Annotated in this window: 25 protein-coding genes and 2 pseudogenes; 15 read left to right on the top strand and 12 right to left on the bottom strand. The window is 62.1% G+C overall.

Annotation, left to right across the window (positions count from 1 at the left end; genetic code table 11):
• The 4 genes from sufD to sufT are packed head-to-tail and all read left to right on the top strand — an operon-like array spanning nucleotide 1 to nucleotide 3646.
• On the top strand, nucleotides 1-1320 hold the full coding sequence (sufD, locus tag BIO17B3_RS05475) for a Fe-S cluster assembly protein SufD (RefSeq protein ID WP_156053338.1): 1320 nt from the start codon (nucleotides 1-3) through the stop codon (nucleotides 1318-1320).
• Nucleotides 1317-2567, top strand: coding sequence for an aminotransferase class V-fold PLP-dependent enzyme (locus BIO17B3_RS05470; RefSeq protein WP_156053337.1), 1251 nt, complete (start codon nucleotides 1317-1319; stop codon nucleotides 2565-2567). Before sufD ends, BIO17B3_RS05470 begins: the two co-directional genes overlap by 4 nt.
• A gap of 18 nt (nucleotides 2568-2585) precedes the next feature.
• Nucleotides 2586-3083 (top strand): Fe-S cluster assembly sulfur transfer protein SufU, encoded by a 498-nt coding sequence (gene sufU / locus BIO17B3_RS05465; protein ID WP_156053336.1) that lies wholly within the window; start codon nucleotides 2586-2588, stop codon nucleotides 3081-3083.
• Between the two features lie 2 nt (nucleotides 3084-3085).
• Nucleotides 3086-3646, top strand: a complete 561-nt coding sequence (gene sufT, locus BIO17B3_RS05460) for a putative Fe-S cluster assembly protein SufT (protein ID WP_013106748.1) — start codon at nucleotides 3086-3088, stop codon at nucleotides 3644-3646.
• A gap of 73 nt (nucleotides 3647-3719) precedes the next feature.
• On the opposite strand, the gene BIO17B3_RS05455 is transcribed toward sufT, so the two are convergent.
• Together BIO17B3_RS05455 and ytfE are read right to left on the bottom strand one after the other, a co-directional pair.
• Nucleotides 3720-4013, bottom strand: coding sequence for a DUF2249 domain-containing protein (locus BIO17B3_RS05455; RefSeq protein WP_156053335.1), 294 nt, complete (start codon nucleotides 4011-4013; stop codon nucleotides 3720-3722).
• A 59-nt stretch (nucleotides 4014-4072) separates the two neighbouring features.
• The gene (gene ytfE, locus BIO17B3_RS05450) at nucleotides 4073-4774 is read right to left on the bottom strand and encodes an iron-sulfur cluster repair protein YtfE (RefSeq protein ID WP_156053334.1); all 702 of its coding nucleotides are present in this window, start codon (nucleotides 4772-4774) and stop codon (nucleotides 4073-4075) included.
• Nucleotides 4775-4883: 109 nt separating this feature from the next.
• On the opposite strand from ytfE, the gene BIO17B3_RS05445 reads away from it, so the two are divergent.
• Nucleotides 4884-5324 carry an Rrf2 family transcriptional regulator gene (locus tag BIO17B3_RS05445; RefSeq protein WP_156053333.1) on the top strand — a complete coding sequence of 147 codons (441 nt, stop codon included), beginning with the start codon at nucleotides 4884-4886 and terminating at the stop codon, nucleotides 5322-5324.
• A gap of 7 nt (nucleotides 5325-5331) precedes the next feature.
• Here the strand turns inward: BIO17B3_RS05445 and BIO17B3_RS05440 are convergent, their stop codons facing one another.
• Both BIO17B3_RS05440 and BIO17B3_RS05435 read right to left on the bottom strand, forming a co-directional pair.
• A complete protein-coding gene (locus BIO17B3_RS05440; protein WP_156053332.1) occupies nucleotides 5332-5736 on the bottom strand; it encodes a hemerythrin domain-containing protein in 405 nt (134 codons plus the stop codon).
• Between the two features lie 160 nt (nucleotides 5737-5896).
• Nucleotides 5897-6250, bottom strand: coding sequence for a carboxymuconolactone decarboxylase family protein (locus BIO17B3_RS05435; protein ID WP_156053331.1), 354 nt, complete (start codon nucleotides 6248-6250; stop codon nucleotides 5897-5899).
• 175 nt (nucleotides 6251-6425) lie between these two features.
• Between BIO17B3_RS05435 and BIO17B3_RS05430 the strand changes: the two genes are divergently transcribed.
• Nucleotides 6426-6965: a hemerythrin domain-containing protein gene (locus tag BIO17B3_RS05430; protein ID WP_156053330.1), complete on the top strand. Its 540-nt coding sequence runs from the start codon at nucleotides 6426-6428 to the stop codon at nucleotides 6963-6965.
• A 31-nt stretch (nucleotides 6966-6996) separates the two neighbouring features.
• Here the strand turns inward: BIO17B3_RS05430 and BIO17B3_RS05425 are convergent, their stop codons facing one another.
• Both BIO17B3_RS05425 and BIO17B3_RS05420 read right to left on the bottom strand, forming a co-directional pair.
• Entirely contained in the window at nucleotides 6997-8031 is a 1035-nt protein-coding gene (locus tag BIO17B3_RS05425) for an IS630 family transposase (protein ID WP_172979086.1), read from the bottom strand.
• Between the two features lie 473 nt (nucleotides 8032-8504).
• On the bottom strand, nucleotides 8505-9548 hold the full coding sequence (locus BIO17B3_RS05420; protein WP_156053328.1) for an FAD-binding oxidoreductase: 1044 nt from the start codon (nucleotides 9546-9548) through the stop codon (nucleotides 8505-8507).
• Nucleotides 9549-9581: 33 nt separating this feature from the next.
• Here BIO17B3_RS05420 and BIO17B3_RS05415 point away from each other — a divergent pair.
• From BIO17B3_RS05415 to hxsB, 5 genes and pseudogenes are all read left to right on the top strand, one after another.
• Nucleotides 9582-10475 (top strand): annotated as a pseudogene (locus BIO17B3_RS05415) (IS1634 family transposase); the annotation flags it as partial.
• A gap of 450 nt (nucleotides 10476-10925) precedes the next feature.
• Nucleotides 10926-12212 (top strand): hypothetical protein, encoded by a 1287-nt coding sequence (locus BIO17B3_RS05410; protein WP_156053327.1) that lies wholly within the window; start codon nucleotides 10926-10928, stop codon nucleotides 12210-12212.
• Nucleotides 12213-12700: 488 nt separating this feature from the next.
• Nucleotides 12701-12988 (top strand): His-Xaa-Ser repeat protein HxsA2, encoded by a 288-nt coding sequence (gene hxsA2 / locus BIO17B3_RS05405; RefSeq protein WP_156053326.1) that lies wholly within the window; start codon nucleotides 12701-12703, stop codon nucleotides 12986-12988.
• Entirely contained in the window at nucleotides 12988-13290 is a 303-nt protein-coding gene (gene hxsD / locus BIO17B3_RS05400) for a His-Xaa-Ser system protein HxsD (RefSeq protein ID WP_156053325.1), read from the top strand. Before hxsA2 ends, hxsD begins: the two co-directional genes overlap by 1 nt.
• A complete protein-coding gene (gene hxsB / locus BIO17B3_RS05395) occupies nucleotides 13283-14740 on the top strand; it encodes a His-Xaa-Ser system radical SAM maturase HxsB (protein ID WP_156053324.1) in 1458 nt (485 codons plus the stop codon). The genes hxsD and hxsB overlap by 8 nt, the downstream gene beginning before the upstream one ends.
• A gap of 227 nt (nucleotides 14741-14967) precedes the next feature.
• Here the strand turns inward: hxsB and istB are convergent, their stop codons facing one another.
• Nucleotides 14968-15735, bottom strand: a complete 768-nt coding sequence (istB, locus tag BIO17B3_RS05390) for an IS21-like element helper ATPase IstB (RefSeq protein ID WP_156053323.1) — start codon at nucleotides 15733-15735, stop codon at nucleotides 14968-14970.
• On the bottom strand, nucleotides 15722-17314 hold the full coding sequence (gene istA, locus BIO17B3_RS05385) for an IS21 family transposase (protein WP_156053322.1): 1593 nt from the start codon (nucleotides 17312-17314) through the stop codon (nucleotides 15722-15724). Before istA ends, istB begins: the two co-directional genes overlap by 14 nt.
• A 207-nt stretch (nucleotides 17315-17521) precedes the next feature.
• Between istA and hxsC the strand changes: the two genes are divergently transcribed.
• From hxsC to BIO17B3_RS05365, 4 genes are all read left to right on the top strand, one after another.
• On the top strand, nucleotides 17522-18478 hold the full coding sequence (gene hxsC, locus BIO17B3_RS05380) for a His-Xaa-Ser system radical SAM maturase HxsC (protein ID WP_232054191.1): 957 nt from the start codon (nucleotides 17522-17524) through the stop codon (nucleotides 18476-18478).
• Between the two features lie 607 nt (nucleotides 18479-19085).
• Complete coding sequence (locus tag BIO17B3_RS05375; RefSeq protein ID WP_156053320.1) at nucleotides 19086-19484, top strand: hypothetical protein; 399 nt, start codon at nucleotides 19086-19088, stop codon at nucleotides 19482-19484.
• 424 nt (nucleotides 19485-19908) lie between these two features.
• Nucleotides 19909-20289: a plasmid mobilization relaxosome protein MobC gene (mobC, locus tag BIO17B3_RS05370; protein ID WP_156053319.1), complete on the top strand. Its 381-nt coding sequence runs from the start codon at nucleotides 19909-19911 to the stop codon at nucleotides 20287-20289.
• A complete protein-coding gene (locus BIO17B3_RS05365) occupies nucleotides 20286-21602 on the top strand; it encodes a hypothetical protein (RefSeq protein ID WP_156053318.1) in 1317 nt (438 codons plus the stop codon). Before mobC ends, BIO17B3_RS05365 begins: the two co-directional genes overlap by 4 nt.
• Before the next feature lie 551 nt (nucleotides 21603-22153).
• Here BIO17B3_RS05365 and BIO17B3_RS05360 read toward each other — a convergent pair.
• The 4 genes and pseudogenes from BIO17B3_RS05360 to urtE form a co-directional block, all read right to left on the bottom strand.
• Nucleotides 22154-22384 (bottom strand): annotated as a pseudogene (locus BIO17B3_RS05360) (IS5/IS1182 family transposase); the annotation flags it as partial.
• Nucleotides 22385-22552: 168 nt separating this feature from the next.
• Nucleotides 22553-23314: an SDR family NAD(P)-dependent oxidoreductase gene (locus BIO17B3_RS05355; protein WP_156053317.1), complete on the bottom strand. Its 762-nt coding sequence runs from the start codon at nucleotides 23312-23314 to the stop codon at nucleotides 22553-22555.
• Nucleotides 23315-23338: 24 nt separating this feature from the next.
• A complete protein-coding gene (locus tag BIO17B3_RS05350) occupies nucleotides 23339-24331 on the bottom strand; it encodes an acetamidase/formamidase family protein (protein WP_156053316.1) in 993 nt (330 codons plus the stop codon).
• Between the two features lie 72 nt (nucleotides 24332-24403).
• Nucleotides 24404-25102 (bottom strand): urea ABC transporter ATP-binding subunit UrtE, encoded by a 699-nt coding sequence (gene urtE, locus BIO17B3_RS05345; protein WP_156053315.1) that lies wholly within the window; start codon nucleotides 25100-25102, stop codon nucleotides 24404-24406.
• Nucleotide 25103 lies beyond the last annotated feature (1 nt).

Below are 25103 nucleotides of genomic sequence, written 5' to 3'. Positions count from 1 at the left end.
ATGGGAGCGCTCGAAACATTCGTCCGGGCGTTCGACGTGATCGGCGTCGATGCTGCGGGCGAGCCCGAACGGGTGGCGCAGGCGCGCCGTCAGGCTCTGGAGGACTTGCTGCGCAGCGGCTTGCCCACGCGCCACACCGAAGACTGGAAATACACCAGCCTGCGTGCGCTGGACGCAATGGATCTCGCCGCCACCGCGCCCAGCGCACGATTGAACCAGGAGGCGCTGCGCGATGCGGGCGCCTTGCTGGTGAGCGGCGGCCCGCGTCTGGTGTTCGTCGATGGCGCCGTTGACGCCGAACTTTCCCATTTGAATGACCTGCCGCCGGGGGTGCGCCTCGCGCCCTGGGGGGCGCGCCTGTCGCACAGAGTCACAGGGGCGTTGGAGGTGCTGGATGCCGTCGCGCCTGGCGGCGCCTTCGACGCGATCAACCGCATGTTCGCACGCGACGGTATGGTGCTCGAATTAGGCGCGGGCGTCTGTCTTGATGCGCCCATCATCGTCATCATGGTGCAAACACGCGCGGGCGCCAGCCATGTGCGCCATGTGCTGCGCCTGGGGCAGGGATCTTCGGCGCGGGTGATCGAGCAGCATGTCGGCTTGGCGCAGGCCGGCCCCTATCTGGCAAGCTGTGTGACGCGTGCCGTACTGGCGCGCGGGGCGAAGCTGCAGCATGTGCGCCTGCAGGACGAATCCGACGCCGCGGTGCATGTGTCGCACCTGCATGCGGCTCAGGGTGAGGACAGCGTTCTCGATGCGCAAATCCTGGTGCTGGGGTCGAGACTATCGCGCCAGGAATTTCACATCGCGCACGCAGCGCCGGGCTGCCATACCGATCTGCGCGGGGTCAGCGTGCTCGCAGGCGAGCAGCATGGCGATGTGCACATGGGCATCGACCACCGACACCCGCGCGGCACCAGCCGCACCGTGGTGTGCGGCGTGTTCGACGACGCTGCGCACGGCGTTTTCACCGGCCGTGTGACCGTGCATCCGGGCGCGCAGAAAACCGACGCGGGCATGATCAACCGCAACCTGCTGCTGTCGCCGCGCGCCGAGGCCGATACCCGTCCGCAACTGCAGATCGATGCGGACGACGTGCTTTGCAGCCACGGCGCCACGGTCGGTCAGCTCGACGCCGAGGCGCTTTTTTATCTGCAGTCGCGCGGCATCGCTGCGCCGCTCGCTCGCGCCCTGCTGGTGCAGGCCTTCGTGGCGCAAGCCCTGCCCGACATCGGCTGGGAGCCCTTGCGCGCACAGATGCGCGCACGGCTTGCCGCGCGGCGCGGTCTGGAAATCGAAGCCTCGGAGGTCTGGGCATGAATGCGCCTGTCACGCCAGCGCGTCTGGCACCGCAACTTTCGGCGATCCGCGAGCAATTCCCCATCCTCGCCCAGACGGTGCACGGCAAGCCGCTGGTGTATCTGGACAATGCGGCGACGACGCAAAAGCCGCTGGCCGTGCTCGACGCGATGCGCGCCTTCGAACTGCGCGATTACGCCAACATCCACCGCGGCGTCCATGCGCTGTCGCAGCGCGCCACCGACGCCTTCGAGGCCGCGCGGGAGAAGGTTGCGGCCTTTGTCCACGCCCGCAGCGCCGACGAGATCGTGTTCGTGCGTGGCGCCACCGAAGCGATCAATCTGGTCGCACAAAGCTACACACGGCCGCGCCTGCAGCCCGGCGACGAGTTGCTGGTGACGGCGATGGAGCACCATGCCGATATCGTGCCCTGGCAGATGGTGTGCGATGCCACCGGTGCCAAATTGCGCGTGGCGCCGATCCGCGACGACGGCGCGCTCGATCTGCAGGCCTTGCCGGAGCTACTCGGGCCGCGCACGCGCATGCTGGCCGTCACCCATGTCTCGAACGTACTGGGCACCGTCAACGATGTGGCGAGCGTGGCGCAGCTTGCCCATGCCCGCGGCGTGCCGGTGCTGGTCGATGGCGCGCAAGCCGTGGCGCATCTGCCGGTGGACGTGCAGGCGCTGGGTTGCGACTTCTATGTCTTCTCCGGTCACAAGCTCTACGGCCCCACCGGCATCGGTGTGCTGTGGGGCCGCGCCGAGATGCTGGCCGCGATGCCGCCGTATCAGGGCGGCGGCGACATGATCCGCAGCGTCAGCTTCGAACGCACCACCTACGCCGATCCGCCAACCCGTTTCGAGGCCGGCACTCCGCACATCACTGGCGCGGTGGGCCTGGCCGCTGCGATCGACTTCGTGCAGGGCCTCGGCTGGGACGCCATCGCGCAGCACGAGCGCACGCTGTTGGAGCGGGCGCAAAGCGCGCTTTCCCGCATCCCCGGGCTTCGCATCTACGGCACGGTTCCGGACAAGATCGGCGTCATCTCCTTCAACATCGACGGTCTTCACGCCCACGACCTCGGCACCATCGCCGATGCCGAGGGAGTCGCCATCCGCGCCGGCCACCACTGCGCGATGCCGCTGATGAAACGCTACGGCGTCGCGGCCATGGCGCGGTCCTCGCTCGGCGTGTACAACAAAGAAGACGACATCGACGCACTGGTACGCGCGGTGCGCAAGGCGCAGGTGATGTTTGCCGCCTGAACACGGAGCCCACGACCCATGCCTGACAGCCCATCCGACGACGCCCCTCCCGACCTGCGCGACCTCTACCAGGAGGTGATCTTCGATCATTACCGCAGGCCCAGACACTTCGGCCATTTGCCGCAGCCCAACCGCTGCGCGCAGGGTGACAACCCGCTGTGCGGCGACCGCCTTGAACTCGAATTGCAGGTGGACGGCGCGGGCTGCATCCAGGACGTGGCCTTCACCGGCGAGGGGTGCGCGATATCCACCGCGTCGGCCTCGCTGCTGACCGAAGCGGTCAAGGGCAAGCGCGTGGACGAGGCGCTGACCTTGTTCGCGCAGATGCACGACATCCTGGTCGATGGCGACACCGGCGCCGAGGTCGGTCTGGGCAAACTCGCCGTGCTCGCAGGCGTCAGGCAGTTTCCCGCGCGGGTGAAGTGCGCCATGCTCGCCTGGCATACCCTGCGCAACGCGCTCACCCAAACCGCCCAGGTGGCGCGCACCGAAGATTTGTCCACGCCGGAGGGTTGACCATGGACGACCCCATCGACTCTGGCCCCATCATCCTGCAGCGCGACGTCCCCGCGACCCTGGTGCCGCTGGGCACTGCCGGAACCTTGCTGCAGGGCACCGAGGTGCGCATCACCCAACGGCTGGGCAGCCACGTCACCGTGGTGTCCGAGGGCCGCATGTACCGCATCGACGGCCGCTATGCCGATGCGCTTGGGCTGAATGACGGGCAGCGGCAAGATATTCCCGCGCCAACGACGCGCGAGGAAGCCGAAAATGCCGTGCTGGAACAACTCGCCACCTGCTACGACCCGGAAATTCCGGTCAATATCGTGGAGCTAGGTCTAATCTATCGCCTGGACGTGCAACCGACCGACGCCAGCGGCGCCGCTTGGGCGGTGGACATCGACATGACGCTGACCGCACCCGGCTGCGGCATGGGAAACATCCTCACCGCTGAGGTCGAGGACAAGGTGCGTCGCATTCCAGGAATCGCGCGAGTGAACGTGGAACTCGTCTGGGACCCGCCGTGGAGCCTGGAGCGCATGTCCGAGGCGGCACGGCTGCAGGCGGGGCTGTGGTGAGTGAGTGATCCGGCGTGGCCAGGCGGGGCCGCTCAGCTTCGCCGCTCAGCCGCCGTCGGTTCGATCCTTCGCCTCAGGCGCCGGCTTGCACGTCTTGCACGTGAAAGTCGATTTGCACCCCTTCGGGCGAGCGGCTGACGTATTCGATGCGCACCCTGTCACCGAAATGCTGCGCGATCTGTGCCAGCAGCGGCAGGGGATCATGGTCGTTGAAAAACGCCATGGTCTCTCCCGGCTCCAGCGCACTCAGCGCGCCGAAGATGGCAGCATGGCGAAAGCGCTTGGCGATGCCGCTGGCGTCGAAGGCGTAGCGCCGATCAGCGCGGCGGTGGGAATGCGGTTGGTTGACGACGGTGAGGGGTTCCATGGCGGGTTCCTTGGGTTGAAGTGAGTCGGGGTTGAAAGAGGAGGGCAGCGCAGCAGGCTTCACGCCTGTTCTTCGAACTGCGGGAACAGGATGTTGTTTTCGGTGTGGACGTGCTGCATGAAATCGGCGGTGAACTTGTCCAGACCTGCATACAGCGCGCGCCAGGTGTTGCACGCCTCGGCGGGCAGCCTCAGATCGCGGGTGAGATCCTGCACGCGTTGCAGCATCCGGCCGTGGTCATCATGCTCGGCGCGCATGCGCGCGATCGGCGGGGTGAGAACCGCACCGGGATTGCGGCGCATCATCGGGAACAGGATCTGTTCTTCCTTTTGCATATGCTCCTGCAGTTCGTCGAGCATCTCCTGAAGCAGGGCCGCCAGACCGGCCGGCACCTCGGCATGATCCTTGTGCACGCGCTCGACCTTGACGGCCAGAGTGATCAATTCCGGAAGCTCGCGTCGGTGCGCGTCGTGGAAGCGGCTGACGATGAGGTCGATCAGGGCATCGGGGTCGTGCAGCGTGTCGGTGGGCGTGTCATCCAGCGCTTGCGGGCTCAACTCCGAGAGTTCGCGCTCAATAGTCGCCAGATCAAGCTGGCGCGCCTGCGCGGCCGCTTCCAGGGTCGTGTCGCCACCGCAGCAGAAGTCCAACCGGTGGCGTCGGAACACGGCGGTGGAACCAGGCAGATCGCGCGCCAGTTGGCCCAGGGGGAGGGCGGCGAACGGTGAGGAGGAGCTTGCTGGGGGGTCTTGGGTGTGCATGGCGGAAGGTCCTGTGCAATCAATGATGTGGAGCTGTAAAAAGGTAGAATGAATCCCACTATAAAATTCTTGAGTGGTATTTGCAATACCTCTTCTGAAGGATTCCACCATGCGGCTGACCTCTTTTTCCGATTTTGGCCTACGCGCCCTGCTCGTGCTGGCCGGCAGCGAACGCGAGACCTGGTCGAGCGTCGAACTTGCGACCAAGCTCGATATTTCGCGTGATCACCTCATCAAGGTGCTGCAACGCCTTGCCGCCGGGGGCTATGTGCAGACCACGCGCGGCGCCGGCGGTGGCGTCAGGCTCACCAGGCGCGCCACAGCCATTCGCATCGGTGAGGTGTTGCAATGGCTGGAAGACGACGCCCCGCTGACTGAGTGTTTCCGCGACGATGGCGGCCAGTGCCTGCTCACCGGCTTTTGCGCCTTGCGGCCCAAACTCGAACGCGCCCGCCGCGCGTTCTATGCCGCACTCAACGAAACCACCTTGGCAGACTGCCTCAATCCTGCGCTGCGCAAGTTCGTCGCCGTGCCGCTGTCCACAGCTTGAGCGCGGCTCAGCGCCGGGTTTCGATCAACAAGCCCTTTTCTTCACGCTCGAAATGATGTTCGAGCAGATGCTGCAAAGGCGCGGAGGCGTCGAGCAGCGTTAGACGTTGTTCGGGCGGATCGATTCGGTCAGGTTGTCGTGCCAAGATCTCGCGCCATTCGCCGAGCATCGCGCTCAGCTTGGCATGCTCGGCCAGATAGACCTTTGCCGACCAGCGTGCGCTGGCCGGCAGCTTCGGAATCAGCGCGGTTTCTTCGAGCGCGATATGGGCTGCGTGCAAGCCTTGCAGCACATCGCGTGCGGCGCGCGCCTCAATCAGGTTGCCGACGAGCAAGCCCAAGCGCATGCGTTGCACTGTCGCCAGCATCGCCACATGCTGCGCGGGGATGTCCTCAGCCGGGTTCGAGGCCATGTTCAGGTTTCTCCTGTAGCTGCGGACTGTGAGATGCGTTGGTCAGCGCAACCGAGCTGCCTGAGCAGACAGTGGAAATTCAGCATCTGGGCATCGGGCGGCCAGCGCGCCGCCGACGTCTGCGATCTGCTTCGCCGGTCGATACAGCACACTGACGCGACTACGCGGAATCGGCTTTGGCATCCTCCTCGCGCATCGTATCCAGCGCCAAAAGCGAATGCGCATAGGCGGCGCCCGCTCGCATTTCGGCGGCAACCCAAACGGCCTCCATGATTTGCTCACGGCTAGCGCCCGCCTTGAGAGCCGCCTTGGTGTGGCCTCGGATGCAATAGGGACACTGGGTCACATGCGCCACGGCGACCGCGATCAATTGTTTGGTCCGCACGTCCAGCGCGCCCTTGGCGAAGGCCTGCTGGCTGAATTGCTGAAAGGCAGCAAACTGACTCGGGGCATGGCTTTGACGCATTTGCGTCAACTCACGATCAGCCTGCGGATAGACGGGGGACGTTGACATGAAAAGACTCCTGTATGTGGCACAAGCCGTCATCATGGCCATTTCGCAAAACCCTGTCGATTAAACATGCATTGCGTTTACCTGTTTCAAGCCATAGACTGGTTACAGTGTTTGGGCTTGCGACCGCGGGCTGCGTGTATTGCGTGTGCGTACCAAGTTTTTTGCGAGATTCGATATGGAAATCAATCTTCTTTCCTCGACGTCCGCTGCCGCGGGATTCGACGCGCCGCTGGACATGCTTTCGGCCTGCCACGCGCGCATCGAAAAACAATGCGCGACGCTGCGCCGCCTGGTGCGGCATCTCGACGAGCACGGAGTCGATCAGGACGCCAGGCAAGCCGCCGCGAACGTGATGCGCTATTTCGACACCGCGGGGCGTGATCATCACGCCGATGAAGAGCACGATCTGTTTCCCGCGCTGCTGGAATCGATGGCAGGCTCAGACCCCGTCTGCTTGCGCGATATCACCCAGGCGCTGAGCCACGACCATCGTGAACTCGCTGCCGTCTGGCAGGCGTTGCGCCCGCAACTGGAGCGCGTGGCGCTCGGCGAAGCGGGCGCGCTTGACTCTTCCGCGGTGGATGAATTCGTCGATCACCATACGCGCCACATTGCGCGCGAAGAAAGCGAGCTACTTCCCATGGCCAAACGGCTCTTGAGCGAGGAACAACTCCAAGAGATTGGCAAGGCCATGCAAGCGCGGCGCGGCGTGTGAAACATCCTTCAACGGCAAGAAGCAGCGTTACTCAGCAGTCGAGAATATAGGCGACAGAAGGCGCCTTGAAGAATGAGTGGATGAGGTGGGGCATTTGCTGCAGTTTGGCGAGTTGCTCTTCAATCTTGTCGCGGAGTTTTTCGCCCCTACGCAAGGGGCGCCGTGCCGTGCCCGTGCGCTTGACATGGCTCCAGACCAGCTCGTCGGGATTGAGCTCGGGGGCGTAGCCGGGCAAGACGTGCAGCGTGAGACGGCCCTGCGTGGAGGTGACATACTGTTTGACCAGCGCCGTCTTGTGCGCAGGCAAGCCATCGACGACCAGATGCACCGGTCTTTGTTGATCGCGCATCATGCGCTCGAGCAGCTCGACGAACAGCGCGGCGCTGAGCGCGCCTTCATAGGTGCAGAACCAGAAGGCACCCCGGGCGTTGACCGCAGACGCGGCACTGATGGACTGGCGCTGTCCCGGGCGTTGCACCACCGGGGTGTGGCCGCGCAGTCCCCAGGTCTTGCCATGCACGGTGTCGGCGCGAAAGCCCGACTCGTCCCAGAAGAAGAGGTCGGCCCCGTCCTGGCGTGCCTGCCGGGCGATGCCGGGGAAGACCTCGCGCTGCCAGCGTCGGGTGGCTTCGGGGTCGCGCTGGTAGGCGCGTTGCAGGGGTTTCTGCGGAGTCAGTCCCAACCGGGCCAGTAAGGCGCCGATGGCGCTCAGCCCCAAGGTGAGGCCGAACTTCTGCTCGATGAGTTCGCCCACCACGGCGCGGGTCCACAAGCCAAAGTCCAGGCCGTATTGCCGCGGATCGCGCCCGTTGACCCAGCGCAACACCTGACTCTCCTGCCTGGGCGTCAAGGTGCGCGGCCGCCCCGTGGCGGGCGTGGAGCGCAGGGCGCGAATGCCAGGGCCGGGCTGCATCGCCGCCCGCAGCCATTTGTAGATCGTGGTGCGGTTGAACCCATAGGCTTCAATCACCTTCGCAGCAGGTTCGCCTTCACGCACGCGCTCGACCGCCATCAGCCGGATGGCTTCGAGCGTTTTGTGGTCCAAAGTCCGTCCATCTCGTTTCATGTCCATAATGATGCACTTACCCTCCATGAGTTCCCCTTTTTGTCGACTTATTTATCGACTGGTGAGTAATACAGACATTCTTCCTTTTGATCGGGTAGAAAACCGTTGCGTGATTCGATGTACTCCACAAACTTCATCGTTATAAGGATAACGGGGGTAGATCAAAGCAAACGGTGGACATTGCGTTAGTGGTCTTGCAGATTGGAAACGTTTAGCGATCTGTTGGCCAAAGCAACCTAGCGCCAAGTGGATCAAAAATCGCTCCAAGCCTTGCAAGTTCTGGAGTTGGGCAATTCTTATGACTTTGTGCATATGGCAGCAGCCTTCGAACAGATCCGGTGCGGGGCTATGCGGTGATGAAGACCTTTGCCGAACCGATGTCGGCCGACTGCAGGCCGCGCGAGCCCGGATGATGGAGGCCTGGGCGCCTGCCAGCTGGGCCAGAACCCTTCGGGGGGTGGCGAAGGCAGTCCTCAGTGCCAGCGGGTTGGCAGATACGGTGTCGGATCGATCCAGCCACGCTCGTCGGCCGCCATCTCGGCGAGCAGGCGGCCGGCCACCGGGCCGAGGGTGAATCCCTGGTGGGCGTGCCCGAAGTTGAACCACAGCCCGGAATGCCGCGGTGCGGGGCCGGTCACCGGCAGCATGTCGGCAGTGCAGGGACGGGCTCCGTGCCACGGTGGTTCCGGCAGCGCGCTGCCCAGATCGACCAGCTCGCGCGCCAGGGCTTCGGCCTTCGCGAGCTGGATCGGTGTGGGGGCCGCGTCGATGGGGGCGAATTCGGCGCCCGTCGTGAGGCGTAGGCCGCGCCGCATCGGCGCGAGAACGTAGCCGCGCTCGGCATCGAGCAGTGGCAGGTCCACCGCCGCCGATGGATAGTGTTGGTGATAGCCACGCTTGAGGAATAGCGGGTAGCGGTAGCCGAGCTTGCGGATCAGGCCGTCGGCCCACGGGCCAGTCGCCAACACGGCTTGTCCGGCATCGATGCGACCGGCTTCGCACAGAACCGACCAGCCGGCGCCGGCGGGCTGGAGCGTCGCGGCATCGCCCAGCAGGATGCGGCCGCCACGGGCGACAAACAGCGCCGCATAACGCTGCACCAGTGCGCCCGGATCGCGGATCGCCCAGGGGTCGAGCCAATGCACGGCCCCGGCCAGCCGCAGGCGCAGCGCCGGTTCGGTGCGGGCGAGCGCGGCGCCATCCTCGGGTGCGTGCCGCACACCGAACCGGGCCTGCAGGTCGCGGGCGCGGATTAGCGCGTCGTCGAAGGCCCGGGCCGAGCGGAAGACGAAGCGGAAGCCGTCGCGGCGAACCAGATCCTCGGCGCCAGCAGCCTCGATCAGCGGCGCGTGCTCCTCAGTGGCGTGGGCAATCAGTTGGCTGTAGGCCAGGGTCGCACGGGCATGCGACTGCGCACGGGAGTTGTGAAAATACTTCAGCAGCGGCACCGCCATCTGCTGCAGCCCGCGCAGATGCCAGTGAACTTCCGCGCCGCGGCCGAGCGCGGCGTTGAGCATGAAGCCGACGTCGCGCGGAAAGGCGTAGGGTTCGACCGCGGTCTGCTGTCTCTGGACAACATCGAGGAGCTGCGCCGCATCACCCTGCCCGACGGCCAGCCGCTGGAGTTCATCCTGGCCGTGCCGGGGCGCCGCTACGGGGAGTTCACCGACATCCTGCAGGCCTTCCAGTCCACGGCCGAGGGCGCCAGCAGCGAGGTCGTTGACGAGGCCCGCTGGCAGGACCTGCGCCTGGTCGTGGCGCACAACCCGGCTCAGGCCGCCGAGCAGACGGCACGGCGGCGCGAGCGCATCAAGGAACTGGGGGTGCGTGCCGCCCAGCTCGCGGGCAAGCTCGACGGACAGGACACCGGCGTCAAGAGCCGCGGCTGCCAGCTCTCCGACGGTGGCGCCACGGCGCGCTTCTATCACGAGGTCAGCGAGTCGCACCTGCTGCGCATCGTGCGTGTCGATCTCAAGAGCCCGCAGGTCGTCTACAGTCTCGACGACAAGGCGCTGGCGCGTGCCGAGTTGATGGACGGCAAGCTGCTGCTGGTGACCAACGTGGCCGACCTCGCGCCCAAGGAGGTCGTGGCCAGCTACAAGGCCCTGGCCGACATCGAGCGCGGCTTCCGGGCCCTCAAATCCGAAATCGAGATCGCGCCGGTGTTCCACCGTCTGCCCGATCGCATCCGCGCCCACGCGATGCTGTGCTTCATCGCCCTAATCCTGTACAGGGTCATGCGCAGCCGCCTCAAGCTCGCAGGCGCCAAGGTCTCCCCGGAACGCGCGCTCGAACAACTGCGCGCCATCCAGCGGCACCGTGTGCGTATCAACGGCGCCGACTCGATCGACGGCATCTCCAGCATCGACGCCAACCAGGCGCTTCTCTTCCAGGCCCTCAAGCTGCCCAGACCGACCCGCGACGCCCAGATGCCCCTGCTGTAGTGGCAATTTTTTAGCCGACACCAATGAAAACAAAGACTTGGCGCTGTTGGTGTCGAACTCGGGTGACAGGGGGAAAAAAGCCGGGGTCAAGTCTGCACCTTCCCGCTCTTGTGCTGCGCTGTGTTGCTTGTTTTTGTCTCTGAGTGCCCCACCAGTGCCCCAGGAAGCAAAAAGCCCACCGGTGAAGGTGGGCTAAGTGCATGATTTTATTGGTGGGTTGTGACAGGCTCGAACTGTCGACCTACGGATTAAGAGTCCGCTTTGATGCAAAATCGATCACGCTTTCCAACGCACAAGCACGGACATCAACGGACGCTGATGTTTTCATAAGTTATTGAAATGTCAAGAGAAAAATAGTCATTTCCGCGTATTCCAGTTGTCGCTATAGTCCATCTGTGTGCGTTGCCATCTTACCGAAAAGGTGGAAACGAAGTGGAAACGGAGGCGGCTATGAGTTGGATCGACAACGTGCGTGCGAAGCCTGGTGCATTCGTCACGGTGGAAAAACTCGCGCAAGGTGGAACCCTGCAAGCGCGCGTGGACCGTGCGGGTGCCTGCACGCTTTATTACAGGGCCAAGCGCGATGGGCAAGAGGTGCGAGAGCGCATTGGCCTGTTCGATGCCACACATCCCCCGCGGTCCCTGGACGTCAGTGCCAAGGGTGGGTACTCCCTTGCGGGCGCACAAGCGAAAGCCGTGCAACTGGCCGTAGAGCACAGGACGATCGCGGGAGGATTGGCCGCGAGAAAGCGCGAGCAAACGGCCCAGCGCAAGCATGCTGACGCTGAGCGGGTGGCGATCCAAGACATGACCGTGCAGGCCCTGTTCGATGACTACGCGGCCTTGCAGGCGCAGCGCGGAAAACTTGACCACCAAGACGCCAAGACGACACTTCGACGGTTCATCACGGCCAATCCCGACCTTGGAAGCAAGGTGGCGAGCGAGGCGACGGCCCAAGATTTTGTACCGGGCTTGCGGGCGCTGAACGAGGCCGGCAAGGTGCGCGAACCCGGCAAGGTACGGAGCTACGCACATGCTGCCTATCAAGTCGCCTTGTTTGCTGCCACGGATCCCGCCATCCCTGGGCGGTTCGAGCACTATCGCATCGGCATCAATCCCCTGACTGCAATTCGTGCCACCCCGGCGCGTGCGGACAAGCGGCCACTCACGGTGGACGAAATGCGGACCTACTGGCGCATCGCTCAAGAGACGCCCGGGCATCGCGGTGCGCTGATGCGATTGCATCTGTTGCTTGGCGGCCAGCGCTCCGCGCAGTTGCTGCGCTTGCGCCGCGACGATGTGCGCGAGGACCACATCGTCTTGGACGATGGCAAGGGCAGGCGGCCAGAACCCCGCAGGCACGTCGTGCCTCTATTGCCCACCGCGGCTGCCGATCTCGGGCTGTTCAGTGGCAGCGGTTTCGTGTTCGCTGTCGACGGCGATACGCCGATTCGTCCAGAGACTGTGCATGACTGGGAGGCGGACGCGGTAGGCGAGAGGATCAAAGACTTTCAACCCAAGCGGCTACGCAGTGGTGTCGAGACTGCGCTGTCTGCAATGGGCGTCAGCAGCAAAGTCCGAGGGCATTTGCAAAGCCATGGGCTGGGTGGAGTGCAAGATCGGCACTACGACGCTCACGAGTACTTCGAGGAGAAGCTCAGCGCCTTGCACATGCTGTTCGACTTGCTCAGCAGCGAGGCAAGGACGAATGTGCTGCCGCTACGCAGGACGGGTTGAGGGGAACGCAGCGGGGCGCGTCGCCAGCAAGTGCAAAGGCCGTTGCACCGACCGCGGAGAATGAGCCAGCCCACCGGCACATCGGTGAGCTAAACCAATCATTGCGGAGCGCGCATCAAGCTTCGGTCTAGTCTAGAGGCAAGTGGCTCAGTGATCCGGCTGTTGGCTCCAGCGCCATATTGAGCCAGTTCAGGGTAATGTGTCGGCTGGGGCATGAACCGACAGAATCAGTAAGAGTCCATGCAGTCGCTTACCGGGGTGGGGTAGCAAGCGGTTCCGCACAAAGTCGACAAGTTGGCTCACGGCGGACTCGGCGCCAACAAGCTTGGCATAATTAGTCACATATCGATCCAGCGCCGCTACCATACGTGCCGAACTTATGTGTAACACATTGCGAATTGTGCTGTTTTGCTGTCATTCCTTAAGATAATTGGCTCTCTTGATTCTTCTGCATTGCCAGTTGGCCTATCGATTGAAGAGAGGTTCCGATGAAAAAGACGTTTCTGACCCCTTTTGCAGTGCTGGCTGCCGCGCTTCCGTCCGGTCAAGCGTCAGCCTCCCCCTCTCCAAAACCATCAGCCACTGATGCTCTCTCACCGGCTCAGCCCGTTGTCGGTGCACCGCGCCAAGATGGCAGCGTATCTGTGAAGTCCAACAGAGATCTCTTCAACTTCGTGCTCAAACGCAATGAACTGGGGCAGATGATGGCCTATCACGAATCCCACGCCAGCCATGCGTCGCACGCATCTCATCGGTCGCATTACTCCTCGTCCTAATGCAGATGCTGACTCTGTCATTCGATGCGAAGCTCTACGAGGCCGAGTCGATCCAAAAGGCTGCGTATCGCTTTATCGACCGCTTGGCCGCCCAAATCGCGCTGGTGAATTCTCAGATAATCTGCGAGTTGCGTTCTGACAAACCACTGTCACAGGATCAAGCGGACCGATTACGACAGGACTTTAACAAGGAGGTCCTGGATCAGCAGTTGCGTTTGCGTATCAAGAGGGAGACCGAGCAGGAGCGAAACCTGATTCTCAGTCTTGCGTTTTCCCGCACCGAGTTCCAGTCGCTTGAGTAGATTTCATCCGATCACATTATTCCGGAAGCAGGCACCGAATTACAAGCTGCTGCCGTTTCGCTTTGCTAGGTGGGATAGCGAAACGGTTTTTCTATCGAATATGGTCGGCGAAATGGCGTTCCTGTCTAACGAAAAGTTGGCCGCATTTGTTGCTCACCGACTCAACCCAGACGACCTCGAATACGCAGACCTTCGCGCGCGCCATTTTCTCCGGCAGGAGGATGAAGAAGCCCCCGTCGAGCTGCTCAGCCTAAAGCTGCGCACACGTTTTCAAGGCTTGCGAGATTTCACCTGCCTGCACATTTTCGTAGTCACCCTGCGCTGCGACCACAGTTGCCCTTACTGCCAAGTTTCGCGCCAATCAGAAAACCGCGCCCAATTCGACATGACTCGGGAAACAGCTGACCGGGCACTAGATTTGGTATTTCGTTCGCCGGCGCCGGCGCTCAAAATCGAGTTTCAAGGCGGTGAGCCTCTGCTTAATTTCCCGATCGTCCGCTACATCGTTGAACAGGCGAAGCTGCGCAATATACAGAGTCGGCCCCTGGAGTTCGTCATCGCGACGACCCTTTCACTCATCACGTTCGAGATGCTGGAGTTTTGCCGACAACACGACATCCTGCTATCTACTTCGCTGGACGGCCCTCAGGAATTACATGACGGGAACCGGCCGCGCCCAGGGCACGACAGCCACAGTCGCTTCGAAAGCGGTTTGCATCTGGCTCGTGAAGTGCTGGGATTCGACCGGGTTTCTGCCCTGATGACGACGACCTTGGCGAGTCTGGATCGACCGCGCGAGATTGTGGATGAGTATTTGCGGCTTGGCTTCCAGAGCATTTTTCTGCGCCCGCTGTCGCCCTACGGATTCGCTCTGAAGACGAAACGCTACGCCGCGTACGGCACCCAGCGGTGGTTGGAGTTCTACAAGGCTGCGCTTGCATACATCCTGGAGCTCAACAAGCAGGGAGTCCATTTTGTCGAGCAATACTCCACGATCTTGTTGACCAAAATGCTGACATCGAGTGACCCAGGATTCGTAGACATGCGCAATCCGTCTGGCGCCGGGATCGAGGCAGTGGTCTACAACTATGACGGCGACGTTTATGCGTCCGACGAATCGCGCATGCTGCGCGAAATGGGAGACGACACATTCAAGCTCGGCAACGTGCATCGAAACAGCTATGAAGAAATTTTCACCGCGCCAGTGCTGCTGGATGCGCTGGAGGACTCCTTCACGCTTTCTGCGCCGGGCTGTTCGGACTGTGCGTTCGAGCCATATTGCGGCGCAGATCCGGTGTACCACCATGCCGTATTCGGCGACGTTCTGGGCCGCAAGCCGGAGTCAGCGTACTGCCAACGCAACATGGGCATGTTCAAACACCTTATCGATTTGATGCATGGTGACAAAGTGACATCCCAAATCTTCCGGCGCTGGGTTCATCGATGCTGAAGTTGCACGGCAGAGTTGCGGAGTTACGTAGCCCGAGCGGTCTGTTCAGCTTGGAAACTCGTGCTGATCTGCCAACAGTGCTTCGGACTAGCAAGGCATTTTTGGTGCGCAATTCACAGCAGCCAATACCAATTGGTTTCGCTTTGTACGTATTTGTGGGCCCTGATGGCCACTTCAAATTCCCCCATCTGTGGCCACCCAAACTCCCCCAGTGCAGGACGGGTTAATTATGCGTCGGCGGTGGTGTTGAGGGCGATGCGAGCGGCGGCCTCCTTGAGCCTGTAGCTCTTGCCGTCGAACTCGAGCATGGCGGCGCGGTGCATGAGGCGGTCGAGGATGGTGGTGGCCATGGTGGCGTCGCCGAGGTATTTGCCCCAGTCCTGCACGACGCGGTTGGAGGTGACGACGATGGAGCGACGATGCTTGTAGCGCTGGTGCACGACGGTCTGCAGCAGTTCGGCTGCAGCGTCGCCGATGCGGCGTGCCAGGAACAGGTCGTCGAGGACGAGCAGATCGGGCGCGACGTAGCCGCGCAGCAGTGCGGCCTGCTCGGCGGCGCTGCCCAGTGCGAACTTGGCGAACTCGGTGTCGGCCTCGACGTAGCGCACATCAAAGCCCTGCAGCGTGGCCTGATAGGCCACGGCCTTCGCGACATGGCTTTTTCCGGTGCCGGGCCTGCCGATGATCATGGCGTTGGCTCCCTCGCTGATGAACTTCAGGGTGTGCAACTCGAAGCAGGCCTGGCGCGGCAGCTTGGGGTTGAAGCGCCAATCGAAGTCGGCCAGACTCAGGCGCTCGTCGAGTCGCGAGTGCTTGAAGCGGCGCTCGGTCAGGCGCGAGCGGCGCCGGTCGAGTTCGTCCTGCAGCATCGAGGCGAAGGTTTCCAGGAACGGTTCCTGGGTGCTCTGGGCCTGCATGAGGCGGGTGCTCAGCGTGTCGGCAATGCCCGACAGACGCAACTCGCGCAGCGCGCGATCGATCTCATTCATGGTCATGCGTGAATCTCCTCGGGGTGGTGGGTTCGGGTGCCTGCGCGGCGCTGCGCGCGAACAGTTCGGCGTAGTCGTCACCGGGGCGAATCAGGGCGTGTTCCTGGGTCAGGGCCAGTTCGGCCTGCGGCGGCACGTCCAGCGCCGCCAGCGCGTCGGCGACGAGTTTCTCGGTCAGCGCCTTGACGTGGCGGTAGCTGTGCAGGCCGTCGCTGATGGCGGTCGCGCATGCGGTGTCGATGAGGCGCCGGGGATAGCGCTGCGCCAGACCGACGATGCCCCAGAGCTTGCGCTGGCCAACGCGGCCTTCGATGGCGAACAGCATCTCGCACAGCCGCGACGTGTCGGGGCCGATGTCCTTGGCCTGCGCCAGGATGCGGCGTGTCTCGCGCGAGGGGTTGAACACGCGCTCGTCCTGCGGCAGCACAACGGTGCCTGGGCGTTCGGCCTTGGTGTGGCTGCGCAGCAGCGCCTGGGTGGCGAGGTCGCGGATCTCGATGCGCCGGGCAAAGATGCGCACCAGAACCTTGGAGCCGATCGGCGCCGGGCGCGCGGCGTAGCTGCAGTGCTCGACGCGCACGCAGGAGTCGTCATAGACGGTGCGCTCCTCGTCCTTGAAGGACTGCATGCCCAGGACCGGCAGCGGCTGCAGCAGCGGGCGTTCCTCCTCGAACATGGCCTTCACCTGGCGGCGCTCGGTGCCGTGGATGCGCGTGGCCGCCCACTTGCGCTCCCAGTGGTCGAGGAAGGTGTTCTGCTCCTCGATCGAGGCGAAGCGGCGCCCCTTGAGCGCGGTGGCCTGGGTGTGTTGAATAGCGTTCTCCACCGTGCCCTTGCGGTTCGGGTCACGGACCCGCGCCGGGTCGGCGACGACGCCGTAATGGGCGAGCGTGGCCGCGTACACCGGGTTGAGCCGGGGCTCGTACAGGTCGGGCTTGAGCACCCCCTCCTTCAGGTTGTCGAGCACGACGTAATGGCACGATCCGCCAAAGTACCTCCACGCCTGCTCGTGCAGTTCGGCCCAGACCTGCTGGCTGGACTTCCACACCACGCGCCGGAAGCTGGCCCGCGAGTAGCGCAGGGTGGCCACGAACAGCCTTGGCTTGCGATAGCGGTCGGTGCCGGGCACGAGCGTCAACGCGCCCTCGCCGTAGTCGACCTGCATCTCCTCGCCCGGCACGAAACTCAGACGGTCGAACTGCTCGGGCTGCTTCTTCCTGAGGCGGGCGACGAAGCGCTTGACCGAGTTGTAGGCGCCGGTGAACGCGTACTGGTCGACCAGATCCTGATAGATCGCCATGGCGTTGCGCTGCAGCCGCAACTGCGCCTCGACGAACGCGCGGTGCGGCTCGCACGCCGACACCGAGGTGGTCGTCGGAGTCGGTGGCCGGGGTGGAGCAGTTTGCGCTGGCGAGTCGGTGGCCACCCCGGGGGAGTTTGCCGGTTCGGCGGCGGCAAAACGCTTCGCGTAGGCGCGGATCGTCTTGCGATCGATCCCCGTCACGCGTGCGATCTCGTGCTGGCTGGTGTCGTTCCTCAGCAGCGTCCAGATCGTTGTTTGCAAATGCGGCTTCAAGACGTTCACTCCTTGCCCCCCTGCGGTGAGAGGGAGAAAGTAACGTCCTGCCAGACCTCAGGCCGCCGGCGAAATCGCCGGCTTCAGCACCTCATCGCGCCGTGGCCAGGGTGGGGGAGTTTGAGGTGGCCACAGATGGGGGAATTAGGGTGGCCATCGGGGTTTGTGGGCACGCAGGAGCCCACCGGATCGGTCTGCGCGGAACCGCACATTGTCTTGCCAGCCGACTTTCGCTACCTGGGGCAGGATGATGTCATCCGGCTCACCGATGATGGTCACATCCGGGTGCTGTTTCGAGCTAACTCGCCACACAACAGTATCCTGGTAACCGAGCAATGTAATCACTACTGTCTCATGTGCTCGCAACCTCCGAAGAGCGGTGACGATAGCTGGCTCTTGCGGGAGATAAAGCAGCTTCTACCGATGATTCCGCGGACGACCAAACAACTCGGATTCACCGGTGGGGAGCCCACCCTCTTCGGGGAGGATTTTCTAGATATCTTGCGATTGGCCAAGGCGTACCTACCGCACACGTCGCTCCACGTCCTATCGAACGGGAGGCGTTTCGCCGATTCGGCCTTTGCCAAAAGCTACGCCGGAATTGCACACCCTGATCTCATGGTTGGAATCCCCGTGTATTCGGATGATCCGGCGCGTCACGACTATGTCGTGCAAGCATCTGGCGCCTTCGACGAGACAATTCGCGGCATTTTGAACCTTAAACGACTTGAGCAGAAAGTAGAGATCCGCGTCGTGTTGCATCGGCAAACGATCGAGCGCCTGCCAAAACTAGCTGAGTACATTGCCCGCAACTTGCTGTTCGTCGATCAGGTCGCCCTGATGGGCCTGGAAATCACGGGATTCACGAGGGCGAATCTCCAGTCCCTATGGATTGATCCAGGCGACTACCGTGACGTACTCAGTGAAACTGTCGGTATTCTCGAAGCCTACGGAATGCGATGCGCCGTCTACAACCATCCACTTTGCCTCGTGAACCAAGATGTCGAGCATGCATATGTCAAGTCAATCAGCGACTGGAAGAATGAGTATGCGCCGGAATGCAAGCCTTGCGCCCGACAGCAAGAGTGCGGTGGATTCTTTAGTTCAGGAATCAAACACGCCTACAGCCAGCAACTGCGACCGTTTCTAACATCGACAACCACCGTTCTCTAGAGTGTTTGATTTGAGAGGCGCCAAGGTCATGAATCAAGGGCTTGGCGTTTTCACAATCGTATCTCGTTTGGAGATGCCTGCCAGTTTCAATGCAGAGCGAGTCTCGAGAAGCTATGCCGCTTACTTCGGCCGAGGTGTAGTCCGCGACCGAACCCAGTTGGTGCCCGCATGCAATTCCTGTAAGTAAAAGCCCGAGCTACCCGATCTCCCACCAGCCCTAGATGCACGCATCCTGACCGCGCGATCGACGCGGGCTGATTGCAATCGCGACAGGACCCGGGCACCGCGGCGCACCCGGAAATGGCCCTTTCTTTTGGCCTATTCCCAGGAAATGGCCCTTTCTTTTGGCCCATTCCTGAGAAATGGCCCTTTCTTTTGGCCTATTTCGCTGCCCCGAGTCGTCCATCGGTCGGGCGGCGGATGTTCGCACCCCTTGCATCGACGTCGGAGCGTCCGTTACTGGATTGCATCTAATGCGCCGCGACCTTAGATTGCCAGCATGCAGTCCCACCACCACCCTTGCTGTCATCGGCATCCAACACCGTCGTGCCAGCCCGCGCACGAGAGCGACGTTCGACGGTTGCTGGTGGCGGGATGCATCTTGCTGTTGGCGATTGCTCTCGGTCGCCTCCTGGACGTGTATGGCACTCCGGGGACGTCCTCGGCGCTCGATCTGCTCATTCCCGTGCTCATCGCGCCGATCTGCGCGTTGGCAGGGGTCATCGTCGCTTTCGACGAAGCGCGCCGGTCCGTCCTGGTTCGCCTGCGTGCGCGGCATGCCTGCACGCGCTGGTTGCTGCGGGCTTGGCGTGCGCTGCTGCGCACTGCCGCGGGGGTGTTGTCTCGCGCACTGAACCGGCTGAGGCAGGTGCAGGCGGCTGTGCTTCCGCCGCAGACACGGGTTGGGGGACGCGCCGTGCCCACGCATGCACTTTGCAGGCGCCTGCAGCGTGGGCAACGCCCGCGCGTCCCCGCCGCAGGCGGGTTGGGTTGGGATCGTTGCTGAGTTCCTGATTCACCCGCCGCGGCAGTGGCGGGGTGCGGTGCTGCTTGGCACCTGTAAATCCCCTGCCGGCCCCCGAGCCGCAGCGGCTTCATTCTCTTGCCGGCATTTCCTTTTGGCTTTTGGAGATGCTGATGACCTCCCTCGTAGATATCCCTGCACACCTTCCGGTGGCGTTGTTTGGGCAGTCCCATGCCCTGCCCATGATTCACCCAAAGATGAACACCGCGTGCCTTGGCATGTGCTGTCCTGCTGAATCCCAGTCAGGCTTCGCGGCAAACCCGTGTTGGCAAATTGGCCACCCCAGTCACAAGTCAGTCGTTTTGCAAAGCGATGAACAAGCGAGCCGTCGTGTTCCCTACGGGAACACTAGCTCGCAAGGGGAGAGCCTCCCCTTGACCCCTCTGATGACCATCGCGGAGGGTTCATGATGAGCGATGCAAATGAACGTTCTTCTACAAAACGCAAGCCGACGCCGGGTTGGGTCAATCGCAGCCATACATCGCGTGGTCGCAAGTCGCTGAATATCACCTTGCCCGATCTGATTTACGCACGAGTGCAGCGGCTGGCCAGTGAGTTGCATGTCAGCCGCTCCCGGGTCGTCGAACTGGCGCTGAGTCGCGACGTGTTTTCTGTCGAGCAGGTGCAACTGCTGCAAAGCTATCACCACCACCTGCCACGCATCGGTTCCAACCTCAATCAGATCGCGCGGCTGGGCAATACCTGCGGCACCTTGCCGGACGAAGCGCAGGCCGTTCTGGTGGAGGTCGACCGCCTGGTGCGGGAGATTGGGAGGCTACTGCCATGACCACTTTGAAGGCGACCATCCACAGCGGCTATGACAACCTGGGTCGGCATCTCATCAAAACCGAGGACAACGAATCGGTGGAGATCGCGGCACTCGGTGTGTCCCCGGACTCCATCACGGGCGTGGCCGAACTCCATGCGCTGTCCAAGGCCCGTTCCCGGCGCGGCACCCGGCGCACCCTGCTGCACATCAGCATCAATCCGACGCGCGAGCTCAGCGCAGTCCAATGGCAGCATGCCTGGGACGTGTATGAGGCGCAATTCGGCCTGGTGGGGCGGGAGTATGTGCAGGCTCGGCACGTCAAAGCGCGGGCCGATGGGTCCAAGATCACCCATTGCCACCGCGTGTACGCGACCATCGATCCGGTCAAACGGACGGTGGTGAACCTGGACAACCAGTTTGCGCGCAACGAGGCGGTGGCCCGGGCAGTGGAATATGACTGCTATGGCCCGACCGTGCCGATGACCAAAGGGCGGCACAACCGCCATGCGGCCTTGATCCTCCAGGCGCAGGGGAGGAGTGACGTGGTGCAGGCCATGCTGGCACAGGGTCTGTGTGAGGGACCACCTGCCTTCGCCAGTGAGAATTCTGAACCGACGAAATCGGAAATCGAGCAACAACGGCGGACGGGCGTGGACGTCGGCAAACTAGCCCTGCAGGTCCTCAACCTGTATGGCCGGTTTGCCGACAAGCCCATTGCCTTCCTCGCCGCCCTCTACGGGGCAGGCTATACGGTGAAGCGTGGCGACCGGGGCTGGTCGCTGATCGACAAGACCGGTGCGGTGCATGGTCTGGGGCGACTGATTAACCGCGCGGCCAAAGCCCAGGGCCAGGACCTTCGGTTGCGTCAGGCGGATGTGGAGCGCTTCTTCCAAGGCATTGATGTGGAGCGGCTAGCACGCGCCCGTACGCCAAAACGCACGCGGCAGCGGGAGGAGGCGAAGCAGGTGCTCGGGGTGGCGACCAATCTTGCGTCGGCCGGACAGAACCACCCAAGTCCAGATCCCGCGCAAGCTGTAGCGGCGGTGGTGCGATTCGCTGAAAAGCAGCCGACGCATCCGGTCAGTCAGAAACTGTTGCGGCACCTGTCATTGGTTGCGGTGGTGCCGGTTGCTGCTGTCATCGTGCTGGCAAGTTGGGTGCTACAGAAGCTGCGGAAGCAGCGTGCGGCGGATCCGGTGATGCCGACCTCTTTGCAGGAGGCGTACTCGAGCGACGAAGCGCCGCAAATCGTGGTGGAGCAGGTCGGGTCCACGTCTGTGGGTCCAGAAGTGGCGGACTCGGAGCACTTGGAGGATGCGGCACCGTCCTGACGTGGGCAAGGCCCGTTCCCCACGTCGTGTTCGGTGAGGTCCGTCGGCATCGTCGGTGTCCGACGGGCATTCCGATTCAAACCCACCACTGGCTCCGCTCCACCCCATGTGCGATCAGGCCCGGGTGTTTGCGTCAGGCACGGAATGACTGATCATCGGCCAAAGCGGTCACTGGCTCACGCTTGTGGGAACGACAGCCATGGTGTGCTTAGCGGTCGCTGAGGTCGTCAGCGTCCTGAGCGGCTGCTTCCAGCGCTGGCGAGTTGGTGCTTTCGACCCTTTGCAGCCGCTTGGCGTCGCCACCACTCGGTGGCCGGTGTCAGCGTAGACCAGTCGTTCGACGGGACCGGAGCGCGCGACTCATTTCCTGAGCCAACGCAACCATACCTCTGCGCCCGACGCACAGATTCCCCGCCCTCGCCTTAGGCGGCCTTAGGCTTCTTGTGTGCCGCCGAAGCGCCCGGCTATCGGCGCATCGCGGCAGCCGTTCGCAGGTTGCCTTGTTCCGTGAATCCGAGAGTCGAGAATCACGGACTGCAGGCGGCGCCCGGGACCGCCAGTAAGCACACCTGCAGCATCGCGCGCATGAACTTCTCCGGCGCGATGCTCGGGCGACCGCCCTTGACGTCAGCCTCGTACATCGCCTAGAACTTCGCGTCCATCTTCGACAGCGCCTCATTCATCCACTTGCGAATCGGGCGCAGTGGATGCGTCTGAGGCACAAATTCCTCCAGCTTCACCGTGCTGAACAGTGCCTCGTTGCAGCTATCGGCTCCTCGCATCCTTCTTCTCTCACTGCTGGTCATCGTTGTCTGACATCCTCGCTGATCCTGGTGCGGCGCGTCAGTATTTCAACGGCTTGTTAACAAATACGTGCGAAGGCTTCTTAACGATAATTCGCTCCACAATGATGCAAAAATGAAAAATGTTCAATATTGGTGCTTTGCGCCCTATAGCTGCACACCACGGGTGAGTGCTCCATCAACCACCAGATTGGCGCCACTAATAAAACTTGCTGCAGGGCTGGAAATGAAAGCAACCGCTCGACCGATTTCGTCTGGACGACCCATTCTCCCAGTTGGATTGAGTGCCAAGGACGTTGCATAAAGTTCTGGATTATTTTTCTCGATGCTTTCCCAGACGCCCCCTTGGAAATAAATGTTTCCGGGAGAGACCGTATTGGCCCGAATGCTCTTTGCCGCAAGCTGAAAGGCCAGACCCTGGATATAGTGGACAATCGCCGCCTTGAATGCCCCATAGGGACCGGCAGCAAAATCAATTTCACGCCCAGAAACACTGGAAATCGCCACGATCGAGGCTGCCGCGCTCGCCTCGAGGAAAGGCATCGCGGCATCGACAAGATTTACCGTACCCATCAGGTCGGTTTCGAATTCACTGCGCCAGGACTGCTCATCCTGCCCGATCGCCAGGGCGCTGACATTTGCTACGACGATATCGAGCCCGCCCCATTGGGCAGCAACGTCGCGCACCCACTCCTGCAGCGCATCACGATCCGCCACATCGAGAGTGCCGCCAAGTGCGTCAACGCCATATTCTTTAAGCATTGCCACGGTCTGCACCACAGCTTCAGAGTCTCGGGCGCAGATGGCGACGTGCGCTCCTTCCTGTGCAAAAGTTTCCGCAATGGCCCTGCCAATCCCCTTGGTGGCGCCGGTCACGATGACTTTCAATCCCTGCAGTTTCAGGTCCATTTCTTAAACCCTCGATAGGTACCGTCAAATAGATTTGAGATATTTCTTGCTGACCGCCGCGCCGACCGTGTATTTCGGATCGACGAAATTACCAAGTCGAACCTGCCCACACTGGCTGAGCATCATGTAGGCGTCCCAAAGATCGAAGCCATATTCCTTTGCCATCCATTGCACCAATTCGTGATACGCGATGCGTGTTGCGTCCTCCAGTGGGCGGGCGCTACCGATGGCCATGATCAACTGGTCAGTCTCGAGGCGCGGCCAGCCGATGTCCCAGTTCTTGATCAAATCGACACGGATGGTCGTCGTGCTCGCGAATTCAACGGCGGTGCCGCAGACCTCTCCATCCCCCTGGCATGCATGAGCATCGCCGATGAACAACCGCGCCCCGGCCGAACGCACAGGCAGGTAAGTGATGCTGCCAGGTCCCATGTCCGGCACGTCCATATTTCCGCCGTGATTATCCGGTGTCAGCGAATTGATCGAATCGATTTCTGGAGAAAGGCTGAGCGTCCCAATATGCGGGTGGTAGGGGAGCATCACGCGCTTGCTCCAATAAACGCCCTCTTCATCGAGATCGATTTTTCGAGTGATCTCGGGCAGGGGATCACTCAGCATTGCCGTGTACTCGGTTCCGGTCAACGCACCAAATCGAGGAATCAGGCAGCAAGTGCCCCGCGGATTGTCGCCACGCGGCCTGATGGATTCGATATGAATCGCAACCACGTCCCCTTTTTCGGCGCCGGAAATCATGATCGGCCCGTTTTGCGGATTCAGAAATGGGACTTCCAGCTTCTGGCTTGGCAAATCCTGCTCGGTCTTGATCTTTCCCTCGAAGGCGTCACGCGTCTCGACGATCACCCGGTCACCTGGTTTGATTTCCATCACAGGTTCCGAATACGGCCCGATCGTGTAATGAAATTTGCCCTGCCGTTCTTCCGTGAGTTCATGCGTCTCACCCAATTTTCCGCCTGCAACGCCGCGGTTATGCATGATCGAATCTTCGAGCCAATTCATGTTCACTCCCTCATAAAAATTCATGAAAACAAGGCCGGACTGGCCTCACAAAACATCAAATTCAAAAAACGTTCAAACTGCGATCAAACTGCGTACATCATTCCGGTCCATGTCTTCACGCTTGCCAGACGAGACGACCTGCCCCCGAACCAGAACGACATAATCATCGGCAACCGACTGCGCAAAATCGAAGTACTGCTCGACGAGCAGGATCGAGAGCTGCCCCTTGAGCGACTTGATGACCGTCTCGATCTCCTGAACGATCGATGGTTGGATGCCCTCGGTCGGCTCATCCAGGACCAGAATCGACGGGTTTGTCAGTAGCGCTCTGCCGATCGCCAACTGCTGTTGCTGGCCACCGGAGAGATTGCCTGCAAGCCTGCCGCGCATCTGCTTCAACACCGGAAAAATCTGAAACACGTCCGTAAATCCGAACCGCGCCGTGGCACTCTTTTCGCCGCCATAGGCACCGACCTTCAAGTTCTCTTCGACCGAGAGTTCGGGAAAGATGTCACGCCCCTGCGGCACGTAGCCAAGGCCGGCAGCCACCCGCCTGTGCGTCGGCAGCGCGGACAGACTTCGGCCAGCGAGCGTGATCTCCCCAGCCTCGGTGGGCAGCAGGCCCATGAGGCATTTGAGGAGCGTCGTCTTGCCTACGCCATTTCTCCCGAGCACCACGGTACAGGCGCCCTCTTCGACGGCAACGGATACGTTGCGCAGCGTGTGGCTGCTGCCGTAGTACTGGTTGATTCCCTGCATGTGCAACGTCATG

This window comes from Thiomonas sp. OC7, assembly GCF_900634595.1.
Taxonomy (GTDB): Bacteria; Pseudomonadota; Gammaproteobacteria; order Burkholderiales; family Burkholderiaceae_C; genus Thiomonas; species Thiomonas arsenitoxydans.
This window is presented reverse-complemented; position numbering and strand designations above follow the sequence as displayed.

Excerpts from the sequence above, each read along its gene's own strand:
- BIO17B3_RS05440 (WP_156053332.1), bottom strand. The coding sequence starts at position 5,736 with ATGGCCTCGAACCCGGCTGAGGACATCCCCGCGCAGCATGTGGCGATG.
- BIO17B3_RS05410 (WP_156053327.1), top strand. The coding sequence starts at position 10,926 with ATGAGTTGGATCGACAACGTGCGTGCGAAGCCTGGTGCATTCGTCACG.
- BIO17B3_RS05455 (WP_156053335.1), bottom strand. The coding sequence starts at position 4,013 with ATGGAACCCCTCACCGTCGTCAACCAACCGCATTCCCACCGCCGCGCT.
- istB (WP_156053323.1), bottom strand. The coding sequence starts at position 15,735 with ATGACCATGAATGAGATCGATCGCGCGCTGCGCGAGTTGCGTCTGTCG.
- ytfE (WP_156053334.1), bottom strand. The coding sequence starts at position 4,774 with ATGCACACCCAAGACCCCCCAGCAAGCTCCTCCTCACCGTTCGCCGCC.
- hxsA2 (WP_156053326.1), top strand. The coding sequence starts at position 12,701 with ATGAAAAAGACGTTTCTGACCCCTTTTGCAGTGCTGGCTGCCGCGCTT.
- urtE (WP_156053315.1), bottom strand. The coding sequence starts at position 25,102 with ATGACGTTGCACATGCAGGGAATCAACCAGTACTACGGCAGCAGCCAC.
- BIO17B3_RS05365 (WP_156053318.1), top strand. The coding sequence starts at position 20,286 with ATGACCACTTTGAAGGCGACCATCCACAGCGGCTATGACAACCTGGGT.
- BIO17B3_RS05445 (WP_156053333.1), top strand. The coding sequence starts at position 4,884 with ATGCGGCTGACCTCTTTTTCCGATTTTGGCCTACGCGCCCTGCTCGTG.
- BIO17B3_RS05425 (WP_172979086.1), bottom strand. The coding sequence starts at position 8,031 with ATGAAACGAGATGGACGGACTTTGGACCACAAAACGCTCGAAGCCATC.
- hxsD (WP_156053325.1), top strand. The coding sequence starts at position 12,988 with ATGCAGATGCTGACTCTGTCATTCGATGCGAAGCTCTACGAGGCCGAG.
- BIO17B3_RS05355 (WP_156053317.1), bottom strand. The coding sequence starts at position 23,314 with ATGGACCTGAAACTGCAGGGATTGAAAGTCATCGTGACCGGCGCCACC.
- BIO17B3_RS05420 (WP_156053328.1), bottom strand. The coding sequence starts at position 9,548 with ATGCTCAACGCCGCGCTCGGCCGCGGCGCGGAAGTTCACTGGCATCTG.
- mobC (WP_156053319.1), top strand. The coding sequence starts at position 19,909 with ATGATGAGCGATGCAAATGAACGTTCTTCTACAAAACGCAAGCCGACG.
- sufT (WP_013106748.1), top strand. The coding sequence starts at position 3,086 with ATGGACGACCCCATCGACTCTGGCCCCATCATCCTGCAGCGCGACGTC.
- sufU (WP_156053336.1), top strand. The coding sequence starts at position 2,586 with ATGCCTGACAGCCCATCCGACGACGCCCCTCCCGACCTGCGCGACCTC.
- BIO17B3_RS05435 (WP_156053331.1), bottom strand. The coding sequence starts at position 6,250 with ATGTCAACGTCCCCCGTCTATCCGCAGGCTGATCGTGAGTTGACGCAA.
- BIO17B3_RS05350 (WP_156053316.1), bottom strand. The coding sequence starts at position 24,331 with ATGAATTGGCTCGAAGATTCGATCATGCATAACCGCGGCGTTGCAGGC.
- BIO17B3_RS05470 (WP_156053337.1), top strand. The coding sequence starts at position 1,317 with ATGAATGCGCCTGTCACGCCAGCGCGTCTGGCACCGCAACTTTCGGCG.
- BIO17B3_RS05430 (WP_156053330.1), top strand. The coding sequence starts at position 6,426 with ATGGAAATCAATCTTCTTTCCTCGACGTCCGCTGCCGCGGGATTCGAC.
- sufD (WP_156053338.1), top strand. The coding sequence starts at position 1 with ATGGGAGCGCTCGAAACATTCGTCCGGGCGTTCGACGTGATCGGCGTC.